This is a genomic window from Streptomyces sp. AC1-42W, assembly GCF_003248355.1.
Classification (GTDB): Bacteria; Actinomycetota; Actinomycetes; order Streptomycetales; family Streptomycetaceae; genus Streptomyces.
In genome coordinates this window covers 3,651,698-3,672,972 of sequence record NZ_QKWY01000001.1, presented here as the reverse complement: position 1 = coordinate 3,672,972, position 21,275 = coordinate 3,651,698, and the positions used below count along the sequence as shown (strand labels likewise).

Genomic DNA, 21,275 nt, shown 5'->3' with positions numbered 1-21,275 from the left:
GTTCTCCTTTACGAGGCGGCTGCGGAAGGTGCGGAGGGCCCGGTACGCTGTCTGCCCCGGCGGCCGCCGCCCACGTCGGCGAGTGCGACGAGCAGGGCGGCGACGACGAAGGCGACGGAGACGACGAGCCCGTGGTCGTAGGCGTCGGACCAGCCGTCCCCGCCGACCTGGGCGAAGAACACCGCGCCCACGGCCGCGATGCCGATCGCCGAGCCGACGCGCTGGCCGGTCTGGAGGGTGCCGCCGGCGCTGCCCGCGGTGGCCACCGGCACCTCGGAGAGGGTGAGCGTCTGGTTGGGGGCGATGACCAGGCCGCTGCCGAGTCCCGCGAACAGCAGCGGGGCCGCCATCGCCCAGCCGACGCCCCGGCCGGGCACCAGGTGGACGGCGAGCGCGGTGGCGCCGAGTCCCACGGCCACGGCGACCAGGCCGATGACGACGAGGGGGCGGCCGAAGCGGCCGACGAGCCGGCCGCCGGGGCTCGCGGCGACGGCGGAGCCCAGCGCGAACGGGGTGATGGCGAGGCCGGCCTGGAGCGCGGTGTAGTGCAGGCCGCTCTGGAGGTAGAGCGTGGTGATGAAGAAGATCGAGGTGAACCCGGCGAAGTACAGCAGGATGAGCAGGCAGCCCAGCCAGTAGGAGCGGACCCGGAAGAGGCCGAGGTCGACGACCGGCTGGGTGCCCCGGCGGCCGCAGCGGGACTCCCAGCCGACGAAGGCGGCGAGCAGCGCCGCCGCCAGGAGCAGCAGCAGCCATTTGCCGTCGCCCGGCCACTGGCGGGACTGGACGAAGGGCAGCAGCAGGGCCAGCACGCCGGTGCCGAGCAGCAGGACGCCCACCGGGTCGAGGTGGCGCAGCCGCACCGGTCCGGCGTGCGGGGTGTCGGGCAGCAGCCGGCGGGCCAGCAGGAGGCAGACGAGGCCGAGCGGCAGGTTGACGTAGAACACCCACCGCCAGCCCTCGTCGGCCCCCGCCGCCTGGATCAGCAGGCCGCCGAGGAGCGGTCCGACCGCCGTGGAGATGCCGACGACGGTGCCGAACATGCCGAAGGCGCGACCGCGTTCGCGGCCCTGGAACATCTGCTGGATGAGGGCGGAGATCTGCGGCGAGACCATGCCGCCGGCCAGTCCCTGGACCAGCCGGGCGATGACCAGCCAGAGACTGGACTGGGCGGCGCCGCAGGCCGCGGACGACAGGGTGAACAGGGCGAGCCCCGCCATGAACACGACGCGCCGGCCGCGTGCGTCGCCGAGCCGTCCGGCCGGGATCAGGAACAGGCCGAAGGCCAGCGCGTAACCGGACAGGACCCATTGCAGGTCGGACTCCGAGGTGTGCAGCCCCTCCTTGATGGAGGGCAGCGCGACATTCACGATCGAGACGTCCAGCAGGGTCATGAACCCCGCGACCAGGCAGACGGCGAGCGCCCGCCACCGTCGCGGGTCGGGCGTGCCGTGGCCGGGGTCCCCGCCCCGCCCCGCGGAGCGCCGGTCCGACGCGCTGTCTGCCATGGTTGGCACCCTAGGACGCGCACCGTGATTCCTCATCCCGGCTGGTCCACCCGGCCGTGCGGGCGGGGCGCGGGCACGGGCCGGTTAGGGTACGGCGCATGCAGTCCTACACGATCGGGCAGGCGGCCCGTCTGCTGGGCGTCAGCCCGGACACCGCCCGGCGCTGGGCCGACGCGGGGCGCGTGGCGACCCATCGCGACGAGGGCGGCCGCCGTCTCATCGACGGCCGCGACCTGGCGGCGTTCTCCGTGGAGGTCGCGCAGCACGGCGCGGGCGACGAGGAGGTGTCGTACACCTCGGCGCGCAACGCGTTCGCGGGGATCGTGACGGCGGTGAAGCTCGGGGACGTGGCCGCGCAGGTGGAGATCCAGGCCGGGCCGCACCGGCTGGTGTCGCTGCTGACGCGCGAGGCCGTCGAGGAGCTGGGGCTCGAGGTCGGGGTGCAGGCGACCGCGCGGGTGAAGTCGACCAGCGTGCACATCGACCGGGCCTGACCGGAGGCGCGTTCCGGGACGGGTGCGCCGGTCAGGCGGCGCCCTTCTTCGCGGCGGCGAGGATCTTCACGACCGTGTGGAAGAAGCGGGTCGTCGCGTCGTGGCCGAGGACGCTCTCCTGGAAGCCCTTGGCGCCGGGTGCCCGGCCGTTGATCAGGTGCCAGACGACGAACGCCTCGTACGCGGTGGTGCCGATGATCTCCATGTCCTTCTTCGGGGAGAGCAGTGGCAGCTCCAGGTCCGGGTCGACGGGCTCGGTGGTGAACACGACGCAGCGGCGGATGTCGTCGGTGGCCTCGACGTCCTGGAACGGGTCGCGCGCGATCAGCGCCTCCAGTTCCGGCACCGTGCGCAGGCAGACGGCGACGTCGTAGCCGAGGGCGCGGGCGAGGTGGTCGCCGATGCGGGCGGCGAGCGCGGGCCGGTCCGTCTCGCCGGACTCGAAGAAGACGTTGCCGCTCTGGATGTAGCTGCGCACCGAGGCGAGGCCCAGTTCGGTGAAGAGTTCGCGCAGCCGTTCCATCTTGACGGAGCGGCCCGGCACGTTCAGTCCCCGGAGGAGCGCGATGTACAGCAAGTCCGATCACCTGTTCGCCTGCGGGAGGGGGCGTACGGGCGGGCGCCGCGCACACTCAAAGGTATGACAGCCACGGGGAACACCCGCCGCAGTGCCGGTCTGCTGCTGTTCCGTACGGGTGCGGGCCGCGGGCTCGAAGTGCTGATCGGTCATATGGGCGGGCCGTTCTGGGCGCACCGCGAGGAGGCGGCGTGGTCGGTGCCCAAGGGCGAGTACCCGCCGGAGGAGGAGCCCGCGGCGGCGGCGCGGCGGGAGTTCGGGGAGGAGTTCGGGCGTCCGCCGCCGGAGGGTGGCTGGGTGGCGCTGGGCGAGGCGCGCCAGGCCGGCGGGAAGACGGTGACCGTGTGGGCGCTGGAGGCCGACGTCGATCCGGCGGACGCGGTGCCGGGGACCTTCACGATGGAGTGGCCGCGCGGCTCAGGGTCGCCGCGGGAGTTTCCGGAGATGGACCGGTTCGCCTGGTGCACGCCGGAGGAGGCGGCGGAGCTGCTGGTGAAGGGGCAGCGGGTGTTCGTGGACCGGCTGCGCGCGCATCTGGCGGGTAGGGGCGCAGGGGGCTGACGGGGGCGCGGGCCGTCGCGCCGTGCGGCGGCCCGCGCCCCCGTGCCGGTCAGCTCTGCGGGAGGATGACGGCCCGGCCGTTGATCTTGCCGACGTGCAGCCGCTCGTAGGCGAGCGGTGCCTCCTCCAGCGGGTACGTCTCGACGTGGACGTCCACCGCGCCGGCGTGGGCGAGGGCGAGCACCTCGGCCAGTTCGGAGCGGGAGCCCCAGTACGGGGCGGTGACCGTGGTGTTGAACGGCAGGACGCCGAAGCCGACGGGGAGGCCGCCCCCTCCGATGCCGACGATGGTGACGTCCGAGTCGATGGCGGCCGCGGCTCCGGCGGTGGCGACGGTCGGGGGCGCGCCGACGAAGTCCAGCACGACTTCGGCGCCGACGCCGCCGGTCAGTTCCCGGATGCGGGCCGCCGCGTGCTCGTCGGACAGGACGGTCTCGTGGGCGCCGACCGTGCGGGCGAGGGCGAGCTTCTCCTCGGTGACGTCGAGTGCGACGACCCGTGCGGACGTCAGGGCGCGCAGCAGCTGGATGGCGACGTGTCCCAGTCCCCCGGTGCCGATGACGACGGCGGTCGCGCCGGGTACCAGCTTCGGCAGGGAGCGCTTGATGGCGTGGTACGGGGTGAGGCCGGCGTCGGTGAGCGGCACGGTGCGCACCGGGTCCAGGTCGCCGATGGGCACGAGGTGGCGCGGGTCGTCCACGATCATGTATTCGGCCATGGCGCCGGGCGCGCCCAGGCCGGGCGGGTTGATGCCCAGCTCCGCCGCGCGCAGGCAGTAGTTCTCCTTGCCCTCGGCGCACTTGACGCAGGTGCCGCAGCCCCAGGGGCCGTAGACGGCGACGGACTGGCCGGTCTCCAGGCCGCTGACGCCGTCGCCGAGCGCGGCCACGGTGCCGACGCCCTCGTGGCCGAGGGTGAGCGGCAGCGGGTACGGGAACTGTTCGGCGGGCCAGCTCATCACGGCGATGTCGGAGTGGCAGACGCCGGCCGCGGTGACCTGGAGCAGCACCTGTCCGGGGCCCGGTTCCGGGTCCGGGACGGTGACGACCTCGGGTGCGGCGCCTATCTCCCGGTACTGAACTGCCTTCATGGGGTCCTCCTCGACCTCGGTGACTTCTGCGCTGACCCCCGAATCCCCCGTGCCTCCCCCGGTGTCCCTCGGTGTCCCCCGGTGTCCCCGGTTCCTCCGGCTTCCGGCCGCCCCGGTCAGGAGGCGGAGTAGCCGCCGTCCACCAGGTGGTAGCTGCCGTGGATGAACGAGGCGCGGTCGGAGAGCAGGAACGCGGTCAGCTCCGCCACCTCCTCCGCCCTGCCGAGGCGGCCCGCCGGGTGCAGCGAGATCAGGTGCTCGCGCGCCGGGGCGTCCGTGTCGCGCAGCAGCGGGGTGTCGATGAAGCCGGGGCCCACCGCGTTGATCCGCACGTTGTGGGCGGCGTACTCCAGGGCGGCGGTCTTGGTGAGGCCGACGACGCCGTGCTTGGCGGCGACGTAGGCCGGCGAGCCGGCGAAGCCGTTGGTGCCCAGGATCGAGGACATGTTGACGATCGCGCCGCCGCCCGCCTCGACGGAGGCGGGGTCGGTGACGTCCAGGGCGACGGCGGCGGCCTCGCGGGCGCTCGCCTCGTCGTAGTCGGCGACGACGACCGCGGCGCCCGCGCCGGCGAGCCGGTGGGCGACGGCCAGGCCGATGCCGGAGGCGCCTCCGGTGACGAGGGCGGTGCGGCCGGCGAACTCCTGGTCGGTGGGGGTGGGGGTGCTCATGGGGTGCCGTTTCCTTCCGTGGTGCGGGTGGTGCTGTGCGGCGCCGGGGCCGGGGGCCGGGTGACCAGCTCGCCGGTCAGGGCGTCGAAGGCGCGCTCGACGAGCCGGGGCAGCTCGTCGGGGCGGTCGCCGCGGACCCAGGCGGCCTGGGCGGCGAGCAGGGCGCCGGCTCCGGCGGCCACCGTGACGGCGGGCCGCAGGTCGACGAGCGGGTCGGTGCCCAGCCGGTCCGCGACGACGGCGACCGAGTCCGCCTGGGCGTCCACCCGGATGTGGTGGAACGCGGCGTACAGGGTCGGCTCCCGTTCGGCGAGGACCAGCAGTTCGTAGATCCGCGGCCGCCGGTGCCAGGCCGGGGCGTCGGGGTCGGCGAGCCAGTCCAGGACCGCCCGGCGGTACGCGGTGAGCGGGGGCTCGCCGGCCGGGCGGGCGCGCAGCGCCGCGTTGATCCGGTCGCCGTCGCCCCGGACCGAGTCCAGGACGGCGGCCTCCTTGTTCGCGAAGTACCGGCTGAAGGTGCGGCGGTCGACGTCGGCGCGTTCGGCGATCTCCTCGACCGTGACCTCCCGGAGTCCGCGGTCGAGAACGAGCTCGAACGCGGCTCGGGCCAGCGCGTCCCGGGTCCGGCGGGCCTTGCGGCCCCGCCGCTCCGGAAGCTTCTGTTCCGCTTGCATGTCTGTCACCGTACACCCGAAAATGTCCCGACGCGACATAAGCCTCGCCGGGACATGAAGTGTCCGCTGTTCGCCCCCGCCGTCCGTCGCTACCGCGCGCTGAACACCTCGGCGGCGCGCATCGCCTCGTGTCCGCCGGACGGGGCGGGCACATGCGGGGCGGCGGGGGCGGAGGTGTGGCGCAGGGCCAGTACGGCGACGTCGTCGCGCCGCACCCCGCTGGAGAACTTCTCCAGGTCCCGGTCGAGCGCGTCGAGCAGTTCGCGCGGGCCCCGGCGCGCCCAGCGGCTCAGCCGGGCGTCCAGCGGGTAGAAGTTCCCGTTCGGATCGCGGGCCTCGGTGACGCCGTCGGTGAACATCAGGAGCGTGGCACCGGGCGGGAAGTCGATCCGCTCCGCGGTACGGCCCTCGCTGCTGAGTTCCGCCATACCCAACGGTACCGAGGTCCGGCGGATCGGCACCGGGACGGCCACCCCGTCGTGCAGCAGCCGGGGCGGCAGATGGCCGCAGTTGACCGCTTCCACCCGGCCGTCGCCGTCGAAGCCGAGCACCAGCGCGGTGACGAAGCGCTCCGTCTCGCCGGTCTCGGCGGCGAAGGCGTTCTGCCGGGCGACGGCGTCCTCCAGTCGGTCCACGAGGCCGGCGAGGGACGGTTCGCGGATGGCCGCCTCGCGGAACGCCCCGAGGACGGCGAAGCCCACCCCGATCGCGGGCAGGCCCTTGCCCTGGACGTCACCGATGATCACGCGGGTGCCGTAGGGCGACTGGACGACCTCGTAGATGTCCCCGCCGACCAGGTGGTCCTCCTCGATCGCCGTGTAGGTGCCGTGAGCGGTGATCTGGTCGGTGGGGATGGGCAGCGGGCGCAGGATCTGGCGCTGGAGCGCGACGGCGGCGGACCGCAGCCGGGCGATCTCCGTGGCGTGCCGGATGCGCAGGGCGCAGGCGCCGACGCTGAGGAGGCAGGCGAACACGGTGAAGACGAGACTGCTGACGACGTCCCAGGTGGTCCCGCCGGTCACCGCGCGGCTGACGAGGGCCACCCCGGTGACCCAGGCACCGGCGGCCACGGTCTGGCCGACCGTCCCGAAGACCGAGACGAGGGCGGGCGCGACGACGAGCAGGGGCACCAGGCGCAGGTCGTTGCCGGCCAGGACGTCGAGGCCGATGATCACGGCGGTGAGCAGGGCCAGCCCGCCGGACAGTGCCCTGTTCCCGATCCGCGGGGCGCGCGCTGCGGCCTCCGCGGTCTCGGTGCCGGTGGCCGCCGTCCGGGGCGCCGGCCGGCTCAGGAGTCCGTAGGTCACGGTCCTCTCCTTCCGGGATCTGCCGGCCGGATGCCGACGCTCTCCTCTCATTCGAACCGGAAGCGCCCCGGAGCACACGAGTCCTACGGCCCCGAGGGCCCCGCCGAAGGTCCCGTCATACGGCCGGCCCGCCGGGGACCAGGGCGCCGAGGAAGGCGGTGCGGCGGCGCAGCGCGAACCCGAGCGACTCGTAGAGCCGGACGGCGCCGGTGTTGTCGGCGGCCGCGTGCAGGAACGGGATGTCTCCGCGCCGGCGGACCTCGTGGGCCACGGCGCGCACGAGCCCGCCGCCGATGCCCCGGCCGCGCACCGACTCGTCGGTGCAGACGGCGCTGATCTCGCTCCAGCCCGGCGGGCGCATCCGCTCACCGGCCATGGCGACGAGCGCCCCGTCCCGGCGGACGCCGAGGTAGGTGCCGAGTTCGACGGTCCGGGGCTCGAAGGGGCCCGGCCGGGTGCGGGCGACCAGGTCGAGCATCTCGGGCACATCGGCGGGGCCCAGCCGGACGGCGTCCGGGAACGGCTCGGCGGCCACGCCCTCGTCCACGAGCTGGACGCCCTCGGCGTGGAAGACGATCTCCCAGTCCGGCGGCGGGAGCTCCCGGAACGCGGTGACGCAGACCATCGCGCCGGGCCCGGCGAGCGCCGCCGCGTCGGCCCAGTCGGCCGGCCCCGGGTCCTGGGGCATGGCGACCCAGGGGGTGACCTCGGGCGGATAGCGCAGGACGCGGCCCCGGCGCTCGGCGAAGTGCGCGTGCGGCCCGCGCAGCGCGGTGCCCACCGGATCGTCCAGCGGATGGCCGGCGGCCCCGGCCGCGGTGGCCGGAGGGGCGGCCCCCTCCTCCTCCGGCCCGCCGTCGCGGGTGATCACGTACGCGTTCGGCATGTGCTCCTGCTCCCTGTTCCGTACCGGGCGCCCGGCTGCCCGGCGCCACTGCTGCGGCAAGGACGGGGGGCGCGGGGCTATTCCCGTACCGTCGATTTCGACTCAACTACAGCCGTATATGAGCCGGGCGCCCCTGCGGTGCGCCGTCCTGTGGCACGCTGGTCGCGGCCGTCCCACCGGGCTCCCCCGTACCGGTGGGGCGGTCTTCGGCCGTACGCGGGCCCGTCAGCCGGCGTCGTGCCCGGGGGCCCGGCCCGCGTAGTACGTGGCGATCATGTCCTCCTCGCCGTGCCCGTCCGCCTCCGCGCGTTCGAAGCGGGCGGCCGACGCGGCGGCCAGGTCCAGCCGGACACCGGCGCCGGCGGCCGCGTCCAGGATGAGCCGGGTGTCCTTGAGGGCCGTGGACAGGGCGAAGCTCGGGGTGAGGTCCCCGGCCAGGACGGCGGCGGACTTGGCCCGCAGATAGCCCGTGTCGAGCGGCCCGCCCGCCAGCACGTCCAGGAAGGCGCCGGGGTCCACGCCCAGCCCCTCGGCGAGGTTCAGGCACTCGGCGACGCCGCCCACCATGTTGATCACCCAGGCGTTGATCACGAGCTTCAGCCGGGAGGCGTCCCCCGGCTCCTCGCCGGCCCGGACCGTGCGCCGCCCGATGGCGTCCAGCACGGGCCCGGCGGCCTCGACGGCGGCGGCGGGTCCGGAGACGAGGACGGTGAGCGTGCCCTCCTCGGCGGGCTGCCGGGTGCCGACGACCGGGGCGTCGACGTGGACCAGCCCGAGGTCGGCGGCGCGCCGGGCCAGTTCGACGGCCCCGTCCGGGCCGACCGTGGACGTCTGCAGCAGCACCTGGCCCCGGTGCAGCCCCTCGGAGGCGGCGGTGAGCGCCGCGGCCACGGCGGTCGCGTCGGTGAGCGCCGTGAGCACGACATGGGCGCCGCGCACGGCCTCGGCCGCCGTACCGGTGACGGTGGCGCCGTCCTCGGCGAGGGGGGCGGCCTTGGCCCGCGTACGGTTCCAGGCCCGGACCTCCAGACCGGCGCGCAGCAGGCTGCGGGCCATGGCCGCGCCCATGATCCCGGCGCCGAGTACGGCGACGACGGGCCGCTGCGGGGATGCGGGGACTGCTGAGGTCATGGGGTTCCCTTCATCGGCCGCGCGCCGGGCCCGGTGCGCGGCGGCTTCGGCTCTCAGGGTTGCCGCAGCGCGCCCTCCAGCACGGCGGCGTGTACGGCGCGGGCGAGTCGCGCGCCCCAGCGGGAGCGCGGCCCGGCGAAGGGTTCGGCGGCGCCGTCCGGTCCGGGTGCGGGGGCGGCGACGCAGACGGCGTCGGTGGGGGTGCCCGAGCAGTCGAGTCCGGCGTCGAGGAGGGCCTGCACCTTGGCCTCGGTCGCGGTGGCGACGGCGTTGACCAGGGCGGCGTCGGTGAGGGCGACGGGCAGTGTCACCACGATGTTGACGGTGCCGGGGCGCGGCGGTTCGCCGGTGGTCTCGTCGGGGGCGGCGGCCCAGCCGCGTACGCCCAGACCGCAGGTGGCGGTGGCGTGGACGCCGCCGTCGTCGGCGGCGGTGTACGCGGTGACGTCGGCGGCGGTCATCAGTCCTGCGCCGGGGCCGGTGAGCCGGGCTGCGGCGGCGATCTCGGCGAGATGGCGGTCCGGGTCCATGCGGGGGTAACCGCCGGGGACCTGCGCGTTGAGAATCCAGTCGCGCGGGCCGATGCCGCCGCCCAGCACCGCGCTGCCGCACACCCGCCAGCCGGGTCCGAGCCGCCACACCAGGTGGTGCAGTTCCCGGCCGTCCTCCCGGCGGGCGAGGAGTTCGCCGCGCTGCTGGGGGAGGCGGACGCGTACGGAACGGATGGGGTACCCCCGGTGGCGCGGCTGGACGGCGGTCGGCACGGACCCGCCGATCATATGTGCCGTGACCGGGGTGCACGGGAGCCGCCCCGCGCCCCGCGCCCGGTGCGCGCGAACCGGCCCGTTCACCCGATTGGCGTAACCGGGGGAAGTGCTCGCGACCCGCGTGGCACGGGGGCTGCGCGGGGGTGGGGCGGAAACCGCGCCCCGGCCCCGGTGGCCGGGCGGTTGCAGCGTCCATCCGGGTGAGGCGCGATGGAATCCGGACGCGCCTTCTCTGCTGGACCCACCCACAGGACGCGCCCGGGCGAGGAGGAATCGGACATGGGAGCCGCTGACGGTTTCACGGATTCCGGAGAGCTCGACGGCCTGACGGTGTACGACACCGAGGGCGAGAAGATCGGCAACGTGGGCCGGGTGTATGTCGACGACAACACCGGCCGCCCGGACTGGATCACGGTGAAGACCGGCCTGTTCGGCATGAAGGAGAGTTTCGTGCCTCTCGCCGGAGCCCGTCGAGTGGGCTCCGACCTGCACATCTCGCACGGCAAGGACCAGGTCAAGGAAGCTCCCCGGGTGGACGCGGACGCGCATCTGTCCGTGTCCGAGGAGGAGGAGCTGTACCGGCACTACGGCCTGACCCGGAACACCCGGGGCAATCTCGGCGACGGCTCCGCGACCAACGCCCCGACCACCGCGGGCACCGGCACCATGGGCGCGGCGGGCACCGGGGCCGGGGCCGGGGCGGGCGCCGGGGCCGGGGCCGGGGCGGGCGCCGGGGCCGGGGCCATGGGTGCGGCCGGCACCGGCAGGCACCGCGACACCGACACCGCCGGCACGGGCGCGGGCCGTCCGCTGGCCGGGGCCGGGGCGGGCGCCATGCGGTCCGGCGCCGAAACGGGCGGCAAGGAGGAGATGATCCGCTCCGAGGAGCAGCTGCACATCGGCACCGAGGAGTACGAGAGCGGCAGGGCCCGGCTCCACAAGTACGTCGTCACCGAGAACGTCACGCGCACCGTGCCGGTCTCGCACGAGGAGGTACGCGTGATCCGCGAACCGGTGCGGCCGGACGACCGGACGGCCGTGCGCGGGGACCTCACCGAGCAGGACATGGAGGTCACCCTGCACGCCGAGCGCGCCACGATGCGCAAGGAGACGGTCCCGGTCGAGCGCGTGCGGATGGAAACCCAGAAGGTGACGGAGCAGAAGGAGGTCTCCGCCGAACTGCGCAAGGAGCAGATCGACTACGCGGACGGCACCACCAAGGGCGGCAAGGACATGGGCGGCCCGGACATGGGTGGGAAGAACATGGGCGGAAAGGACACGGGCGGCGAGTTCGGCCGTGGACGCCGGCGCTGACCGGCGCCGGCCCGGCCGACGCGGCGCACGACGATCGAGGGCGGACCCGCGGGACGGGTCCGCCCTCCCGTGCGCCGGGGCCGGTGCGGGTGGTCAGGGCAGGAAGCGCACCGAGGGCCGGCCGCCCGGCCCGTCCGGGGTGACCACGGACCGCACCCGGTAGACGTCCCGGATCAGCTCCTCGGTGATCACCTGCGCGGGGCTGCCCGCCGCGACCGCGCGTCCCCGGTCCAGGACCACGATCCGGTCGCAGAACATGGCGGCCAGATTGAGGTCGTGCAGGGCGATGACGGCGGTCAGCGGCAGCGAGGTGACCAGCGAGAGCAGTTCCAGCTGGTGCTGGATGTCCAGATGGTTGGTGGGTTCGTCCAGCAGGAGTTCGCGGGGGCGCTGGGCCAGCGCGCGGGCGATCTGGACGCGCTGGCGCTCCCCGCCGGAGAGGGTGTGCCAGGACTGGTCGCGCCGGTCGGTGAGGCCGGTGCGTTCCAGCGCCTCGTCCACCGCGGCCGCGTCCTCGCCGGTGGGGGCGGACCAGGCGCGGCGGTGCGGGATGCGGCCCAGGCGTACGACGTCCAGGACGCTGAGCTCCTCCTGCGTGACGGCGTGCTGGTCGACGACGGCGACCCGCCGGGCCACGGCGCGCCGGCCGGTCGCGGCCAGGGGGGCGCCGTCCAGGGTGACGACGCCCGTGTGCGGGGCGAGGACTCCGGCCAGGATGCGCAGCAGCGTGGACTTGCCGGAGCCGTTGGGGCCGATCAGGCCCACGGTGGTGCCGGGTCCGGGGGCGAGGGTGACGCCGTCCAGCAGGAGCCGGCCCGCCGCCTCGCGGCCGACCCGGTCCGCCCGCAGCCCGCCGGCCGCCGCCCCGCTCATGCCGCCCGCCTGGTGCGGTGGAGGACGAGGACGAAGGCGGGCACCCCGATCAGGGCGGTGACGACGCCCACCGGAACCTCCTGCGGGTCGAGGACGGTCCGGGCGAGGGTGTCGGCCCAGACCAGGAAGACGGCCCCGGCGAGCGCGGTGACCGGCAGCAGTCTGCGGTGGCCGGAGCCGGTGAGCGCACGGGCCGCGTGCGGCAGGACCAGGCCGACGAAGCCGATGGCGCCGGCCGCGCTGACGAGGGCGGCGGTGAGCAGGGCGGTGGCGCAGAGCAGGACGGTCCGGGTGCGGGCGACGTTCACCCCGAGGGCGGCGGCCGCGTCCTGGCCGAAGGCGAACGCGTCCAGTGTCCGGGCGTGGCCGAGGCAGACCGCCAGGCTCACCGCGAGGACGGCGGCACAGATCCGTACGTCGCTCCAGCCGGCCCCGCCGAGCGAGCCGAGGAGCCAGAAGAGCACTCCCCTCGTCTGTTCGGCGTCGGCGGCGGTCATCACGACGAAGGAGGTGAGCGCCGAGAACAGCTGCATGGCGGCGACCCCGGAGAGCACGACGCGGTCGGTGGAGCCGCCGAGGGTGTGGCTGAGCAGCATCACCAGGGCGAAGGAGCAGAGCGCCCCGATGAACGCCCCGGCCGGCAGCGACACCGCTCCCCCGCCGACGCCGAGCACGACGACCAGGACCGCTCCGGTGGACGCCCCGGAGGAGACGCCGAGGACGAACGGGTCGGCCAGCGGGTTGCGCAGCAGGGACTGCATGACGGTCCCGCACACGGCGAGCCCGGCGCCGCAGACGGCGGCGAGCAGGGTGCGGGGCATGCGCAGGTTCCAGATGATGCCGTCGCGGATCGGGCTGAGCCGGGGCTCGCCGATGCCGAGGTGGGCGGCGACGGCGGACCAGACGTCGGGGACGGAGATCCGGGCCGGGCCGATGGTGACGGCGACCGCGACGGACAGGGCGAGCAGCACGGCGCCGGCGGTCCACAGCAGTCCGTCGCGCAGGACGCGCTGCCGGGGGCGGCCGGGGGCGGCGGGTGTCCGCTCCGTGGGGCCGGGCGGGGCGGCGGGGCGGCGGGTGTCCGTCACTTGGCGAGCCCGAACCCGCGCAGTCCGGCGGCCACCCGTTCCACGCCCTCGACGGTGCGGATGGTCGGGTTCATCGCCTGGCCGCTGAGCAGGACGTAGCGCTTGTGGCGTACGGCGGCCATGTTCCGGGTGACGGGGTTGGACTCCAGGAAGGCGATCTTCCCGGCGGCGCTCTCGGCGGTCTGGGACTTGCGGGTGAGGTCGCCGATGACCAGGACGTCCGGGTCGCGGTCGGCGACGGTCTCCCAGTTGATCTGCGGCCACTCGTCGTGGGTGTCGTCGAAGACGTTCTTCAGGCCGAGTTCGCGGGTGATGATGCCGGGCGCCCCGCAGCAGCCCGCCAGGTACGGGGACTCGGAGTTGGCGAACCAGTACAGGACGGTGGTGCCGGAGGCGTCGAGGCCGTCGGCCGCCTCGCGGACGCGGCTGCGGAGCCGGGCCACCAGTTTCTCGCCGCGCTCGGGCACGCCGAACACCCGGGCGAGGTCGCGCACTTCGGCGTAGACGCTGTCCATGGTGAGGGCGCCGGTGCGGACGCCGTCGCCGTCCTTGGTGTTGTCCTTGGCGGTGCAGTCGGCCGGGGCCACATAGGTGGGGACGCCCAGTTTCTCGAACTGTTCGCGGGGCGCGACGCCGCCCTTGGCGAGGGTCGACTCGAAGTCGGCGGCGACGAAGTCCGGCTCCTGGTCGAGGACCTTCTCGGAGGAGGGCCGGTTGTCGGCGATCCGGGGCACGCCCGCGTTGGCCTTCTCCAGGCCCTTCATCACCGGGTCGGTCCAGGTGGCGGTGGCGGCGAGGCGGTCCGCGAGGCCGAGCGAGAGCAGGATCTCCGTCGTGCCCTGGTCGACGGAGACGGCGCGCCGGGGCGGGGCGTCCACGGTGACGGTGCGTCCGCAGTTCTTCAGCGTGACCGGGTAGCCGTCCGCCTTCGCCCCGGCGTCGGCCCTGCCGGGCGGTGATCCGCCGCAGGCCGTCAAAAGGAGCAGCGCGGCGGTGAGCAGGGCGGCGGAACGGGCGGGGCCGGCTATGGGCGGCACGGAGTACCTCGGCGTCTCTGGGCCCAGGCGCGGGGCCCCCTGTACGGAACCCGCCGCCCGGTCCGGACGGCGGTCGCCAGCAGGTCTTCGGACTCGGGTTCACGCGGACGGGACGCCTTCCCGGCAGACGCTGTCTGCCAGTGGCCGTGGTCCCGCCCGTCCCCCTCACCGCTGCGCGTCAGTTCCGGATTCGCACCGGATTCCCTGACTCCTTGGTGGAGTTCGACTGGCTCCGGCACGCTACCACGAGGGTCCGCGCAGCTCAGCGCCGCCTGCGGGCCCCGCAGGCGGCCGGGCGGCCGGGCATCCGGCTCAGGGGCGGCGGAGCGCGACCACCGCGTTGTGGCCGCCGAAGCCGAAGGAGTGGCTGATGGCCCGGCGGACGGGCCGGACCAGCGGTTCCTTGGTGACGCAGTCGATGTCGAACCCGGGCTCGGGGGCGTCCAGGTTGGCGACGGGCGGGACGACTCCGCGCTGGAGCGTGAGGACGGTCAGCCCCGCCTCGATGGCCCCGGCGGCGCCCATGCAGTGGCCGAGGACGCCCTTGGGGGCGGTGACGGGCGGCCGGTGCGGGTACATCCGGCCGATGAGCGCGGCCTCGGCGGCGTCGTTGCGCACGGTCGCCGTGCCGTGCGCGTTGACGTGCTCGACGTCGCCGGCCCGCCAGCCCGCGTCGCGCAGCGCCGCCTCCACGGCGGCCCGGGCGATCCGGCCGTCGGGGTGCGGGCTGGTGGGGTGGTGGGCGTCCGTGGTGGCCCCGGTGCCGGCGAGCAGGGCGCGCGGCTCGGCGCCCCTGGCCTCGGCGTCGGCCGCGCGTTCCAGCACCATGACGGCGGCGCCCTCGCCCATCACGAGCCCGGCCCGGTCGGCGGCGAAGGGGCGGCAGAGCCGGGACAGGTCGCCGCCGTCCGGGTGGGCGGCGGCGCCGGAGCGGGCGAACCCGGTCATGGCGATGGGGAAGACGGTCGACTCGGTGGCCCCGGCGATCGCCACGTCGCACTGCCCGCCGGCGAGCATGTCGCGGGCGACGGACAGCGCGGTGACACCGGACGAGCAGGCCGTGCAGGGGGCCATGCTGGGTCCGGTGGCCCGCATCTCGATCGCGATCTCGGCGGCCGGCATGTTGGGGATGGTCAGCAGCACCCCGGCGGGCGAGGTCGCCTCCGGGCCCCGCCGCTCCAGGACCAGCGCCTGGTCGGTGAGGTGGGCGGAGCCGCCGCTGCTGGTGCCGACGACGACGGCGACCCGGCTGCCGTCCCAGCCGGCCGGGTCGAGCCCGGCGTCGGCGACGGCCTCGCGGGCGGCCAGGACCGCGAACTTGACGTACCGGCCCATCCGGAAGGCGGTGCGGCGGCCGATCTCGGCGTCCAGGTCGATGCCGTCGACCACGCAGGCGAAGTCGATCGCGCAGCCGGCCAGGGCGGGGACGGTGCGGACCGGGCTGACCGCGGCGCACACACCGTTCCAGGTGGACTCGGTGTCGTTGCCGACCGGGGTGATCATGCCCAGCCCGGTGACGGCGATGGCGGGCGTCCTCATCGGGTGCTGCCCACCGGGCTGCCGCCGCCGGCCGCCGCGCGCAGGTGGTCGGAGAGCTGGGCGAGCGTGGTGCTCCGGTGCAGGGTACCGGTGTCCAGTTCGACGCCGGTGGCCTCCCGGAGCACGACGGCGAACTCGGCGACCGCGAGGGAGTCCATGTCCAGGCTGTCCATCGTGGAATCCGGGAGGATCTCGGCCACGGGCATCTTGAAGGTACGGCTGAGTACATCGGTGATCCGGGGGTGAATCGTGCTCATGGTCTTCCTTTCCTCATGTCCATCCGGTGGGGGGTGTCCGGCGCCGGCGCGCACTGTCCCGACGCCGGAACAACTGAGCAGCGACCATCCGGTTACGCCTTGCGGCGAACCGATTCGGCACCGCTCGTCCGCGCCGGGCCGCATCCGCGTGCGAGCAGGGCGACGGTGGTCCAGTACGCGAGGAGCACCGCCCCGGTCCCGGCGGCCCGCACGGCGTCGGCCGCGCGGCGCGCCCACGCGCTCCTCACCGGCGCTCCTCCCTCCGGTGCCAGTGGGCCCCGGGGTCGTCGTAGGCGTCGGCGTACCGGGCGTCCGTGATCGGCCAGTCGGCGAGCACCTCGTCCGGGAAGGCGAAGGAGTCGGCGAGTTCCGGCAGGTGGGGGGCGACCGCGCCGATGGCCTCCTCGATGCGGTCGGTCAGTTCCTCGACCTGACCGGCGCTCAGGTGGCCGGCCGCGAGCAGGTTGCCGCTCTCGCGGGCGACCCGGCCCAGGGCGAACAGCCGGGCCAGCTCGCCCAGCCGGTCGCGGCCGGGGCCGGGGGGCATCGCCGCGACGGCGTCCACGTACGCCTCGGCGGCCAGCCGGCAGGCGTGGGCCTCGACGCCGCGCAGCGCCGGGCCGGCCGCCGCGTTCCAGCGCTCCAGCGGGTCGCCGAGCGCCACCGGCGCCGCCCGGGCCCCGGCGCGCGCGAACCAGATGTCCTGGGCGCGGCCCAGGAGCCGGGCCAGGAACCGCGGGTCGGCCAGGTCCCCGGTGAGCGGGGGGTCCGGCTCCCGGCCGGGCCCGGCCGCCGCGGCGGCGGCGAGCAGTGCGGCGGCGGCCCTGGCGTGCACGGCGAGGTTGTCGCCCTCGGCGGTGATGGCGCCCTCGACGCCGGTCACCAGCGCGGCCATGCCGTTGGTCTCCAGCAGCCCCTGGGCGCCGCACCGTTCGCGTGACTCCACGATGACCGCGCGGGCCTGCCAGGTGATCCACCCCTTGGCGACGTCGACCAGTAGTTCGGCCGCCTCGCGTTCGGGCTCGGGCCCCGCCGCGGCCGCCTCCCAGCGGTCCAGGACGCGGCGGTGCAGCAGGCTCATGGCGAAGACGGTGGCCATGGCCTCGGCGAGCGGCCCGTGGTGGGTGCGGTGGGCCATCACGGGCAGCCGCCGCCCGCCCCGGCCCGCCGAGACCTGGCGGTGCCCGCCGTACCGCACGGCGACGGCCAGCGTGGCGCGGGCGGAGCCGACCGCGCTGGCGCTCATGCAGATCCTGCCGGGGACCACCCGTGCGATCGAGGCGAGGAAGCGGCGCCTGCGGCCCTCGACGGCGCTGCGGAACACGCCGTCGTCGCCGATCCGCCCCTGCGGGCCGGACAGCAGGGCGTCGCGTGTCACGAAGACGCGGTCGAAGGAGGTGAGGCAGTGGTCGACGGGGCTGCCCATGCGGGCCGGGAGGCGGCGCACGCGTACGCCGGGCAGGGGTCCGACGGCGCCGGTGAGCGGCACCAGGAACAGGAACACGCCGTGGTCGGTGCCGTCCGCGACGAGCCGCGCGGCGACGAGCCCCGACTTGGGGCCGCCGGTCCGGCCGGTGTTGGGCATGAACTTCTGCGCGCCGCAGTGCGGGGTGTGCAGGACGAACCCGTCGCGTACGGGGTCGTGGGTGGCGGTCGTCTCGACGGCGGCGGCGTCGTTCCCGTGGGCCACCTCCGTACACAGGAAGGTGCCGGTACGGCGCAGGTCGAGGAAGTCCGAGAGGTCGCGGGAGCCGTCCGCGTCGTGGTCGAGGAGGCTGCCGAGGAAGAGGTTGTAGTGGATTCCGGCGATGGTGGCGAGGGCCGGGTCGACGGGCGCCAGCCACTCGTGCAGGGCGGCCAGCGCCCGGAAGTCGGCGGCCGGGCGGGCGGCGCTGTCCAGCGCGTCGTTGAGGGTGCGCAGCCGTGCGTACGCGCGGACGAGCCGTTCCTCCGGGGTGCCGCCGGCCTCGGGGCCGGGGGGCAGGCGGAACGGCTCGGTGGCGACGAGCCGGCGCCAGAATCCGTGCTCGCGGCGGGCGTCGGCGCCCAGGAGTGCGGCGGTGAGCGGGCGGTCGAGGGGCTCGGCGCCGGTCTTCGTGGCGCCGGGGCTGTCGAGCGTGGTGGTCATACAAGGCTGAACGACCGTCGCACGATCAGGACACCGGAACCCGCGCAGTTGTTCACCTGACGGAGTGTCCGGCGTGTTCGAATGCGAGGACGACGTTGTGTCCGCCGAAGCCGAACGAGTTGCTGAGGGCCCGCTCGACCGGGTGGTGGCGCGGCCCTCCGGTGACGCAGTCGATGTCCCATTCGGTGGGCGGGGCCTCCAGGTTGGCGACCGGCGGGATCACCCCGTGTTCCAGGGTCAGCACGGTGGCGGCGGCCTCGATGGCGCCCCCGGCGGCGAGTGTGTGCCCGAGGACTCCCTTGGGGGCGGTGACCGGGGGGCGGTGCGGGAAGAGGCCGGCGATCAGCGTGGCCTCCATGGCGTCGTTGAGCGGGGTGGAGGTGCCGTGGGCGTTGATGTGGTCCACCTGGTGCGCGGCCCAGCCCGCCTCGCCGAGCGCGGCCTCGACGGCGCGCCGGGCGCCGCGGCCTGCGGGGTCAGGGGCGGTGGGGTGGTGGGCGTCCGTGGTGGACCCGGTTCCGGCGAGCACGGCCCGGGGGCGGGCGGATCGGGCGGCGGCGTGGCCGGCCCGCTCCAGGACCAGGACGGCGGCGCCCTCGCCGAGGACGAAGCCGTCGCGGTCGGGGGCGAAGGGGCGGGAGGCGGCGGCCGGGTCGCCGGTCCGGGTCGAGAGCGCGCCGAGCTGGGCGAAGGCGGCGGCCACCAGGGGCGTCAGCACGGATTCCGCGCCGCCCGCGACGACGATGTCGCACCGGCCTGCGGCCAGCAGGTCGTGCGCGGTGGCGAGCGCGGTGGCACCCGAGGCGCAGGCGGTGGCCGGGGCGAGGCCGGGGCCGCGGGCCCCCAGGTCGATGGCGATCTCACCGGCCGCCGCGTTGGGCATCATCATCGGCGCGAGCAGCGGCGAGACGGCCTGCGGTCCGCTCGTGTCGAGCCGGAGGACGCTGTCCACGAGGACGGGGACCCCGCCCACGCCGACGCCGAGCACGACGCCCACCCGGTCCCCGTCCCAGTCGCGCGGGCGCAGTCCGGCGTCGGCGACGGCCCGGCGGGCGGCGACGAGGGCCATCTTGGTGAACCGGGCCATCCGCCAGCCGGTCCGCCCGCCCAGCGCCTCGTCCAGGTCGGTGCGGTCGGCCGGGCAGACGAAGTCGGCGGGCAGGCCGGCCAGTTCCGGGCGGTGCCGGGCGGCCGAGCGGCCCGCGCAGAGCCCGGCCCAGAAGGTGTCCTCGTCGTCGCCGACGGGGGTGACCAGGCCCAGGCCCGTCACCACGGTCGTCGTCCTCGCGTCCCGTGTCACGGCACGGCCCTCCCCTGTGTCGTCCGGTTCCCCGGAATCCGGTCCTCGCAAGGGGAACGCGTTCGGGGGCGCCCAGGGTGCGGGCGGAGGGTGCCGAATGTGCCGTCGGTCAGGGGCGGTCGAGCGCGGCGCGCAGTTCGGCGGTGTCGGGCGGGTTGGCGCCGGCCCGCGCGACGGTGACCGCCGCGGACGCCGCCGCGTGGCGCAGGACGTCGCGCACGGTGTCCGGGTCCGTCGCGCGCAGCCGTTCCCTGCGGTCGCCGCCGAGCAGGCCGTGGGCGGCGAGGGCGTGCAGGGTGCCGGACATGAAGGCGTCGCCGGCGCCCACGGTGTCGACGACCTCGGCGGGGAGCGCGCCGATGTCCACCCGTGCGCCGGGCAGCAGCGCCGTGGCCCCGTCGCGGCCCCGGGTGACCAGGACGAGGGCGGGTCCGGTGGCGAGCCACCGCCCGGCCGCGGCCACCGCGTCCCGGCCGGGGTACAGCCACTCCAGGTCCTCGTCGCTGGCCTTGACCACGTCGCTGAGCCCGGCGCACCGCTCGACCCGGCGCACCGCGGTGTCGTGGTCGCCCATCAGGGCGGGCCGCACATTGGGGTCGTAGCTCACGGTGGCGGTCGTCCGCAGCGACTCGACGGCGGCGTGCACGGTGGCCGCGCCGGGTTCGGTCACGGCCGCGATCGACCCGGTGTGGACGTGGCGGGGGCGCCGGTCGAGGGCGACCGGGCCCAGGGTCCAGGCGACCTCGAAGGCGTACGAGGCGCGGCCCTCGCCGTCCAGGGTGACGACGGCCGCCGGGGTGGGGCCGGTGGCGTCGTCGGTGCGCACCGCGACCCCTCCCCCGGCGAGGTGGGCGCGGATCAGCCGCCCGTTGTCGTCCGGGCCCAGCTGGGTGAGCAGGGTGGTGTCGTGGCCGAGCCGGGCCAGGCCGTGGGCCACGTTGGCCGGGCTGCCGCCGGGGTGGACCCGGTCGGGGGCGCCCGGCAGCCGGACGATGTCGGCGACGCATTCGCCGATGACCAGGAAGTCGGGGCGGTCGTGCATGGGGGCGGGTTCTCCCGGTGTGCGGGGGCGGCTGACGGGGTGTCCGGCCGCCGGGGCACGCCGGACACCCGTGCACCCTCGCACGCGACCGCCCTCCGGCGCACGAACCGGGGGCGTCCGGCAGGCGGGACTTCCGCAGCGTGTCCTAGGACTCCAGCGCGTCCGCGACCAGGTTCAGGAACCGGGCGTGGGCGCGGGCGCTGCACACCGGTTCCGGATTCCACGGGACCACGCGGGCGGTGTCGGTCAGGGCCGCCCAGCCGGCGTTGCCGCGCAGTTCGGTGAGCGGGGTGGCGTTGGACCGGATGTCGGCGAGGACGATGCCGGGGCGCAGGGCGGCGGCTTCGGACCAGCCGGTCGTGGACCAGTTGGCGCCGGGGCCCTCGGCGGGCTCCAGGAGGTTGACGCCCAGGTCGGCCAGGACGCTCAGCTCGGGCCACATGCGGGGGCGGGCGAGGTGGGCCCCGTCCGGGCCGGCCGGTGACAGGGCGAGGACGCCGGGCCGGGCGGGGCCCGCGGTGAGCGTGCGCAGCCGGCCCCCGGCGGCGTCCCGTTCGCGCGTGGCGGCAGCGGGTTCGCCGGCGCCGAGCGAGCGGGCCAGTTCCGCGAACCGGTCGCCGATCCCGGCGAGGGTGCGCTCGCGGCCCACGTCGATGACGACGACCGGGACCCGGTCCTCCAGGTGCTTGGCGGTCTCCGGGTCGAGGCCGTAGACCTGGCCGCCGCCGTAGCTGACGGCGACGACGAGGTCCGGCGCGCCGCGCAGCAGGGCGTCCGTGTCCAGGGCGGCGCCGGCTCCGGCGTACGCGATGCCGTCCAGGGGCAGCGAGCCGGTCTTGGCGGGGTCGGGGGCGGCCGGGTCGTCGTGGCCGGAGCCGAAGAGCCCGGCCGGGCGTATGCCGTGGTCCCAGAGGGTCGCCCCGGCCTGGACGTAGGCGAGCACCCGCTGCGGGCGCTCCCCGGTTGCCGACAACTGCCCCCGGTCGTCGGTGAATTGCCACACGGTCCGCTCGTTCACGTCACATGCCTCC

The 21,275-nt window shown here is 75.5% G+C and carries 22 protein-coding genes and 1 riboswitch; of the genes, 3 read left to right on the top strand and 19 right to left on the bottom strand.

The genetic code is table 11. The annotated features are described in order from the left end of the window. Window positions 1-8: 8 nt before the first annotated feature. Complete coding sequence (locus DNK56_RS16810) at window positions 9-1,508, bottom strand: MFS transporter (protein ID WP_111334882.1); 1,500 nt, start codon at window positions 1,506-1,508, stop codon at window positions 9-11. 98 nt (window positions 1,509-1,606) lie between these two features. On the opposite strand from DNK56_RS16810, the gene DNK56_RS16805 reads away from it, so the two are divergent. After that, window positions 1,607-2,002, top strand: coding sequence for a TOBE domain-containing protein (locus DNK56_RS16805; RefSeq protein WP_111334880.1), 396 nt, complete (start codon window positions 1,607-1,609; stop codon window positions 2,000-2,002). A 31-nt stretch (window positions 2,003-2,033) separates the two neighbouring features. Here DNK56_RS16805 and DNK56_RS16800 read toward each other — a convergent pair whose 3' ends face one another. Continuing rightward, complete coding sequence (locus DNK56_RS16800; RefSeq protein ID WP_111334878.1) at window positions 2,034-2,579, bottom strand: DUF1697 domain-containing protein; 546 nt, start codon at window positions 2,577-2,579, stop codon at window positions 2,034-2,036. A gap of 63 nt (window positions 2,580-2,642) precedes the next feature. Between DNK56_RS16800 and DNK56_RS16795 the strand changes: the two genes are divergently transcribed. Next, window positions 2,643-3,140 carry an NUDIX domain-containing protein gene (locus DNK56_RS16795; protein WP_111334876.1) on the top strand — a complete coding sequence of 166 codons (498 nt, stop codon included), beginning with the start codon at window positions 2,643-2,645 and terminating at the stop codon, window positions 3,138-3,140. A gap of 49 nt (window positions 3,141-3,189) precedes the next feature. On the opposite strand, the gene DNK56_RS16790 is transcribed toward DNK56_RS16795, so the two are convergent. From DNK56_RS16790 to DNK56_RS16760, 7 genes are all read right to left on the bottom strand, one after another. Then, window positions 3,190-4,230 carry an NAD(P)-dependent alcohol dehydrogenase gene (locus DNK56_RS16790; protein ID WP_111334874.1) on the bottom strand — a complete coding sequence of 347 codons (1,041 nt, stop codon included), beginning with the start codon at window positions 4,228-4,230 and terminating at the stop codon, window positions 3,190-3,192. A gap of 116 nt (window positions 4,231-4,346) precedes the next feature. Then, window positions 4,347-4,901: an SDR family NAD(P)-dependent oxidoreductase gene (locus DNK56_RS16785; protein ID WP_111334872.1), complete on the bottom strand. Its 555-nt coding sequence runs from the start codon at window positions 4,899-4,901 to the stop codon at window positions 4,347-4,349. Beyond that, window positions 4,898-5,575 carry a TetR family transcriptional regulator gene (locus DNK56_RS16780; RefSeq protein WP_111334870.1) on the bottom strand — a complete coding sequence of 226 codons (678 nt, stop codon included), beginning with the start codon at window positions 5,573-5,575 and terminating at the stop codon, window positions 4,898-4,900. Before DNK56_RS16780 ends, DNK56_RS16785 begins: the two co-directional genes overlap by 4 nt. Before the next feature lie 89 nt (window positions 5,576-5,664). After that, window positions 5,665-6,882, bottom strand: coding sequence for a PP2C family protein-serine/threonine phosphatase (locus DNK56_RS16775; protein WP_111334868.1), 1,218 nt, complete (start codon window positions 6,880-6,882; stop codon window positions 5,665-5,667). A gap of 115 nt (window positions 6,883-6,997) precedes the next feature. Beyond that, a complete protein-coding gene (locus DNK56_RS16770) occupies window positions 6,998-7,768 on the bottom strand; it encodes a GNAT family N-acetyltransferase (RefSeq protein WP_111334866.1) in 771 nt (256 codons plus the stop codon). A gap of 225 nt (window positions 7,769-7,993) precedes the next feature. Continuing rightward, window positions 7,994-8,899, bottom strand: a complete 906-nt coding sequence (locus DNK56_RS16765; RefSeq protein ID WP_111334864.1) for an NAD(P)-dependent oxidoreductase — start codon at window positions 8,897-8,899, stop codon at window positions 7,994-7,996. 53 nt (window positions 8,900-8,952) lie between these two features. Further along, on the bottom strand, window positions 8,953-9,678 hold the full coding sequence (locus DNK56_RS16760; protein WP_199563832.1) for an adenosylcobinamide amidohydrolase: 726 nt from the start codon (window positions 9,676-9,678) through the stop codon (window positions 8,953-8,955). A 267-nt stretch (window positions 9,679-9,945) separates the two neighbouring features. Here DNK56_RS16760 and DNK56_RS16755 point away from each other — a divergent pair, with 267 nt between their 5' ends. Next, window positions 9,946-10,980, top strand: a complete 1,035-nt coding sequence (locus DNK56_RS16755) for a PRC and DUF2382 domain-containing protein (RefSeq protein ID WP_111334862.1) — start codon at window positions 9,946-9,948, stop codon at window positions 10,978-10,980. A gap of 93 nt (window positions 10,981-11,073) precedes the next feature. Here DNK56_RS16755 and DNK56_RS16750 read toward each other — a convergent pair whose 3' ends face one another. From DNK56_RS16750 to DNK56_RS16710, 10 genes are all read right to left on the bottom strand, one after another. Further along, window positions 11,074-11,853: an ABC transporter ATP-binding protein gene (locus tag DNK56_RS16750; RefSeq protein ID WP_111334860.1), complete on the bottom strand. Its 780-nt coding sequence runs from the start codon at window positions 11,851-11,853 to the stop codon at window positions 11,074-11,076. After that, window positions 11,850-12,941: a FecCD family ABC transporter permease gene (locus tag DNK56_RS16745; RefSeq protein WP_446750421.1), complete on the bottom strand. Its 1,092-nt coding sequence runs from the start codon at window positions 12,939-12,941 to the stop codon at window positions 11,850-11,852. The genes DNK56_RS16750 and DNK56_RS16745 overlap by 4 nt, the downstream gene beginning before the upstream one ends. Further along, complete coding sequence (locus tag DNK56_RS16740) at window positions 12,938-13,978, bottom strand: ABC transporter substrate-binding protein (protein WP_111334857.1); 1,041 nt, start codon at window positions 13,976-13,978, stop codon at window positions 12,938-12,940. Before DNK56_RS16740 ends, DNK56_RS16745 begins: the two co-directional genes overlap by 4 nt. Window positions 13,979-14,039: 61 nt before the next feature. Further along, window positions 14,040-14,224, bottom strand: a riboswitch (cobalamin riboswitch). 66 nt (window positions 14,225-14,290) lie between these two features. Then, window positions 14,291-15,517, bottom strand: coding sequence for a beta-ketoacyl-[acyl-carrier-protein] synthase family protein (locus DNK56_RS16735; protein ID WP_111334855.1), 1,227 nt, complete (start codon window positions 15,515-15,517; stop codon window positions 14,291-14,293). Beyond that, entirely contained in the window at window positions 15,514-15,774 is a 261-nt protein-coding gene (locus DNK56_RS16730; protein WP_111334853.1) for an acyl carrier protein, read from the bottom strand. Before DNK56_RS16730 ends, DNK56_RS16735 begins: the two co-directional genes overlap by 4 nt. A 92-nt stretch (window positions 15,775-15,866) precedes the next feature. Then, window positions 15,867-16,022 carry a hypothetical protein gene (locus DNK56_RS35005; RefSeq protein ID WP_158558505.1) on the bottom strand — a complete coding sequence of 52 codons (156 nt, stop codon included), beginning with the start codon at window positions 16,020-16,022 and terminating at the stop codon, window positions 15,867-15,869. Continuing rightward, window positions 16,019-17,902: an acyl-CoA dehydrogenase family protein gene (locus DNK56_RS16725; RefSeq protein ID WP_111334851.1), complete on the bottom strand. Its 1,884-nt coding sequence runs from the start codon at window positions 17,900-17,902 to the stop codon at window positions 16,019-16,021. Before DNK56_RS16725 ends, DNK56_RS35005 begins: the two co-directional genes overlap by 4 nt. Window positions 17,903-17,954: 52 nt before the next feature. After that, entirely contained in the window at window positions 17,955-19,202 is a 1,248-nt protein-coding gene (locus DNK56_RS16720) for a beta-ketoacyl-[acyl-carrier-protein] synthase family protein (RefSeq protein ID WP_111334849.1), read from the bottom strand. Window positions 19,203-19,311: 109 nt separating this feature from the next. Then, the gene (locus tag DNK56_RS16715; protein ID WP_111334847.1) at window positions 19,312-20,244 is read right to left on the bottom strand and encodes a carbohydrate kinase family protein; all 933 of its coding nucleotides are present in this window, start codon (window positions 20,242-20,244) and stop codon (window positions 19,312-19,314) included. A 145-nt stretch (window positions 20,245-20,389) separates the two neighbouring features. Next, window positions 20,390-21,262 (bottom strand): ABC transporter substrate-binding protein, encoded by an 873-nt coding sequence (locus DNK56_RS16710; RefSeq protein ID WP_111334845.1) that lies wholly within the window; start codon window positions 21,260-21,262, stop codon window positions 20,390-20,392. Window positions 21,263-21,275 lie beyond the last annotated feature (13 nt).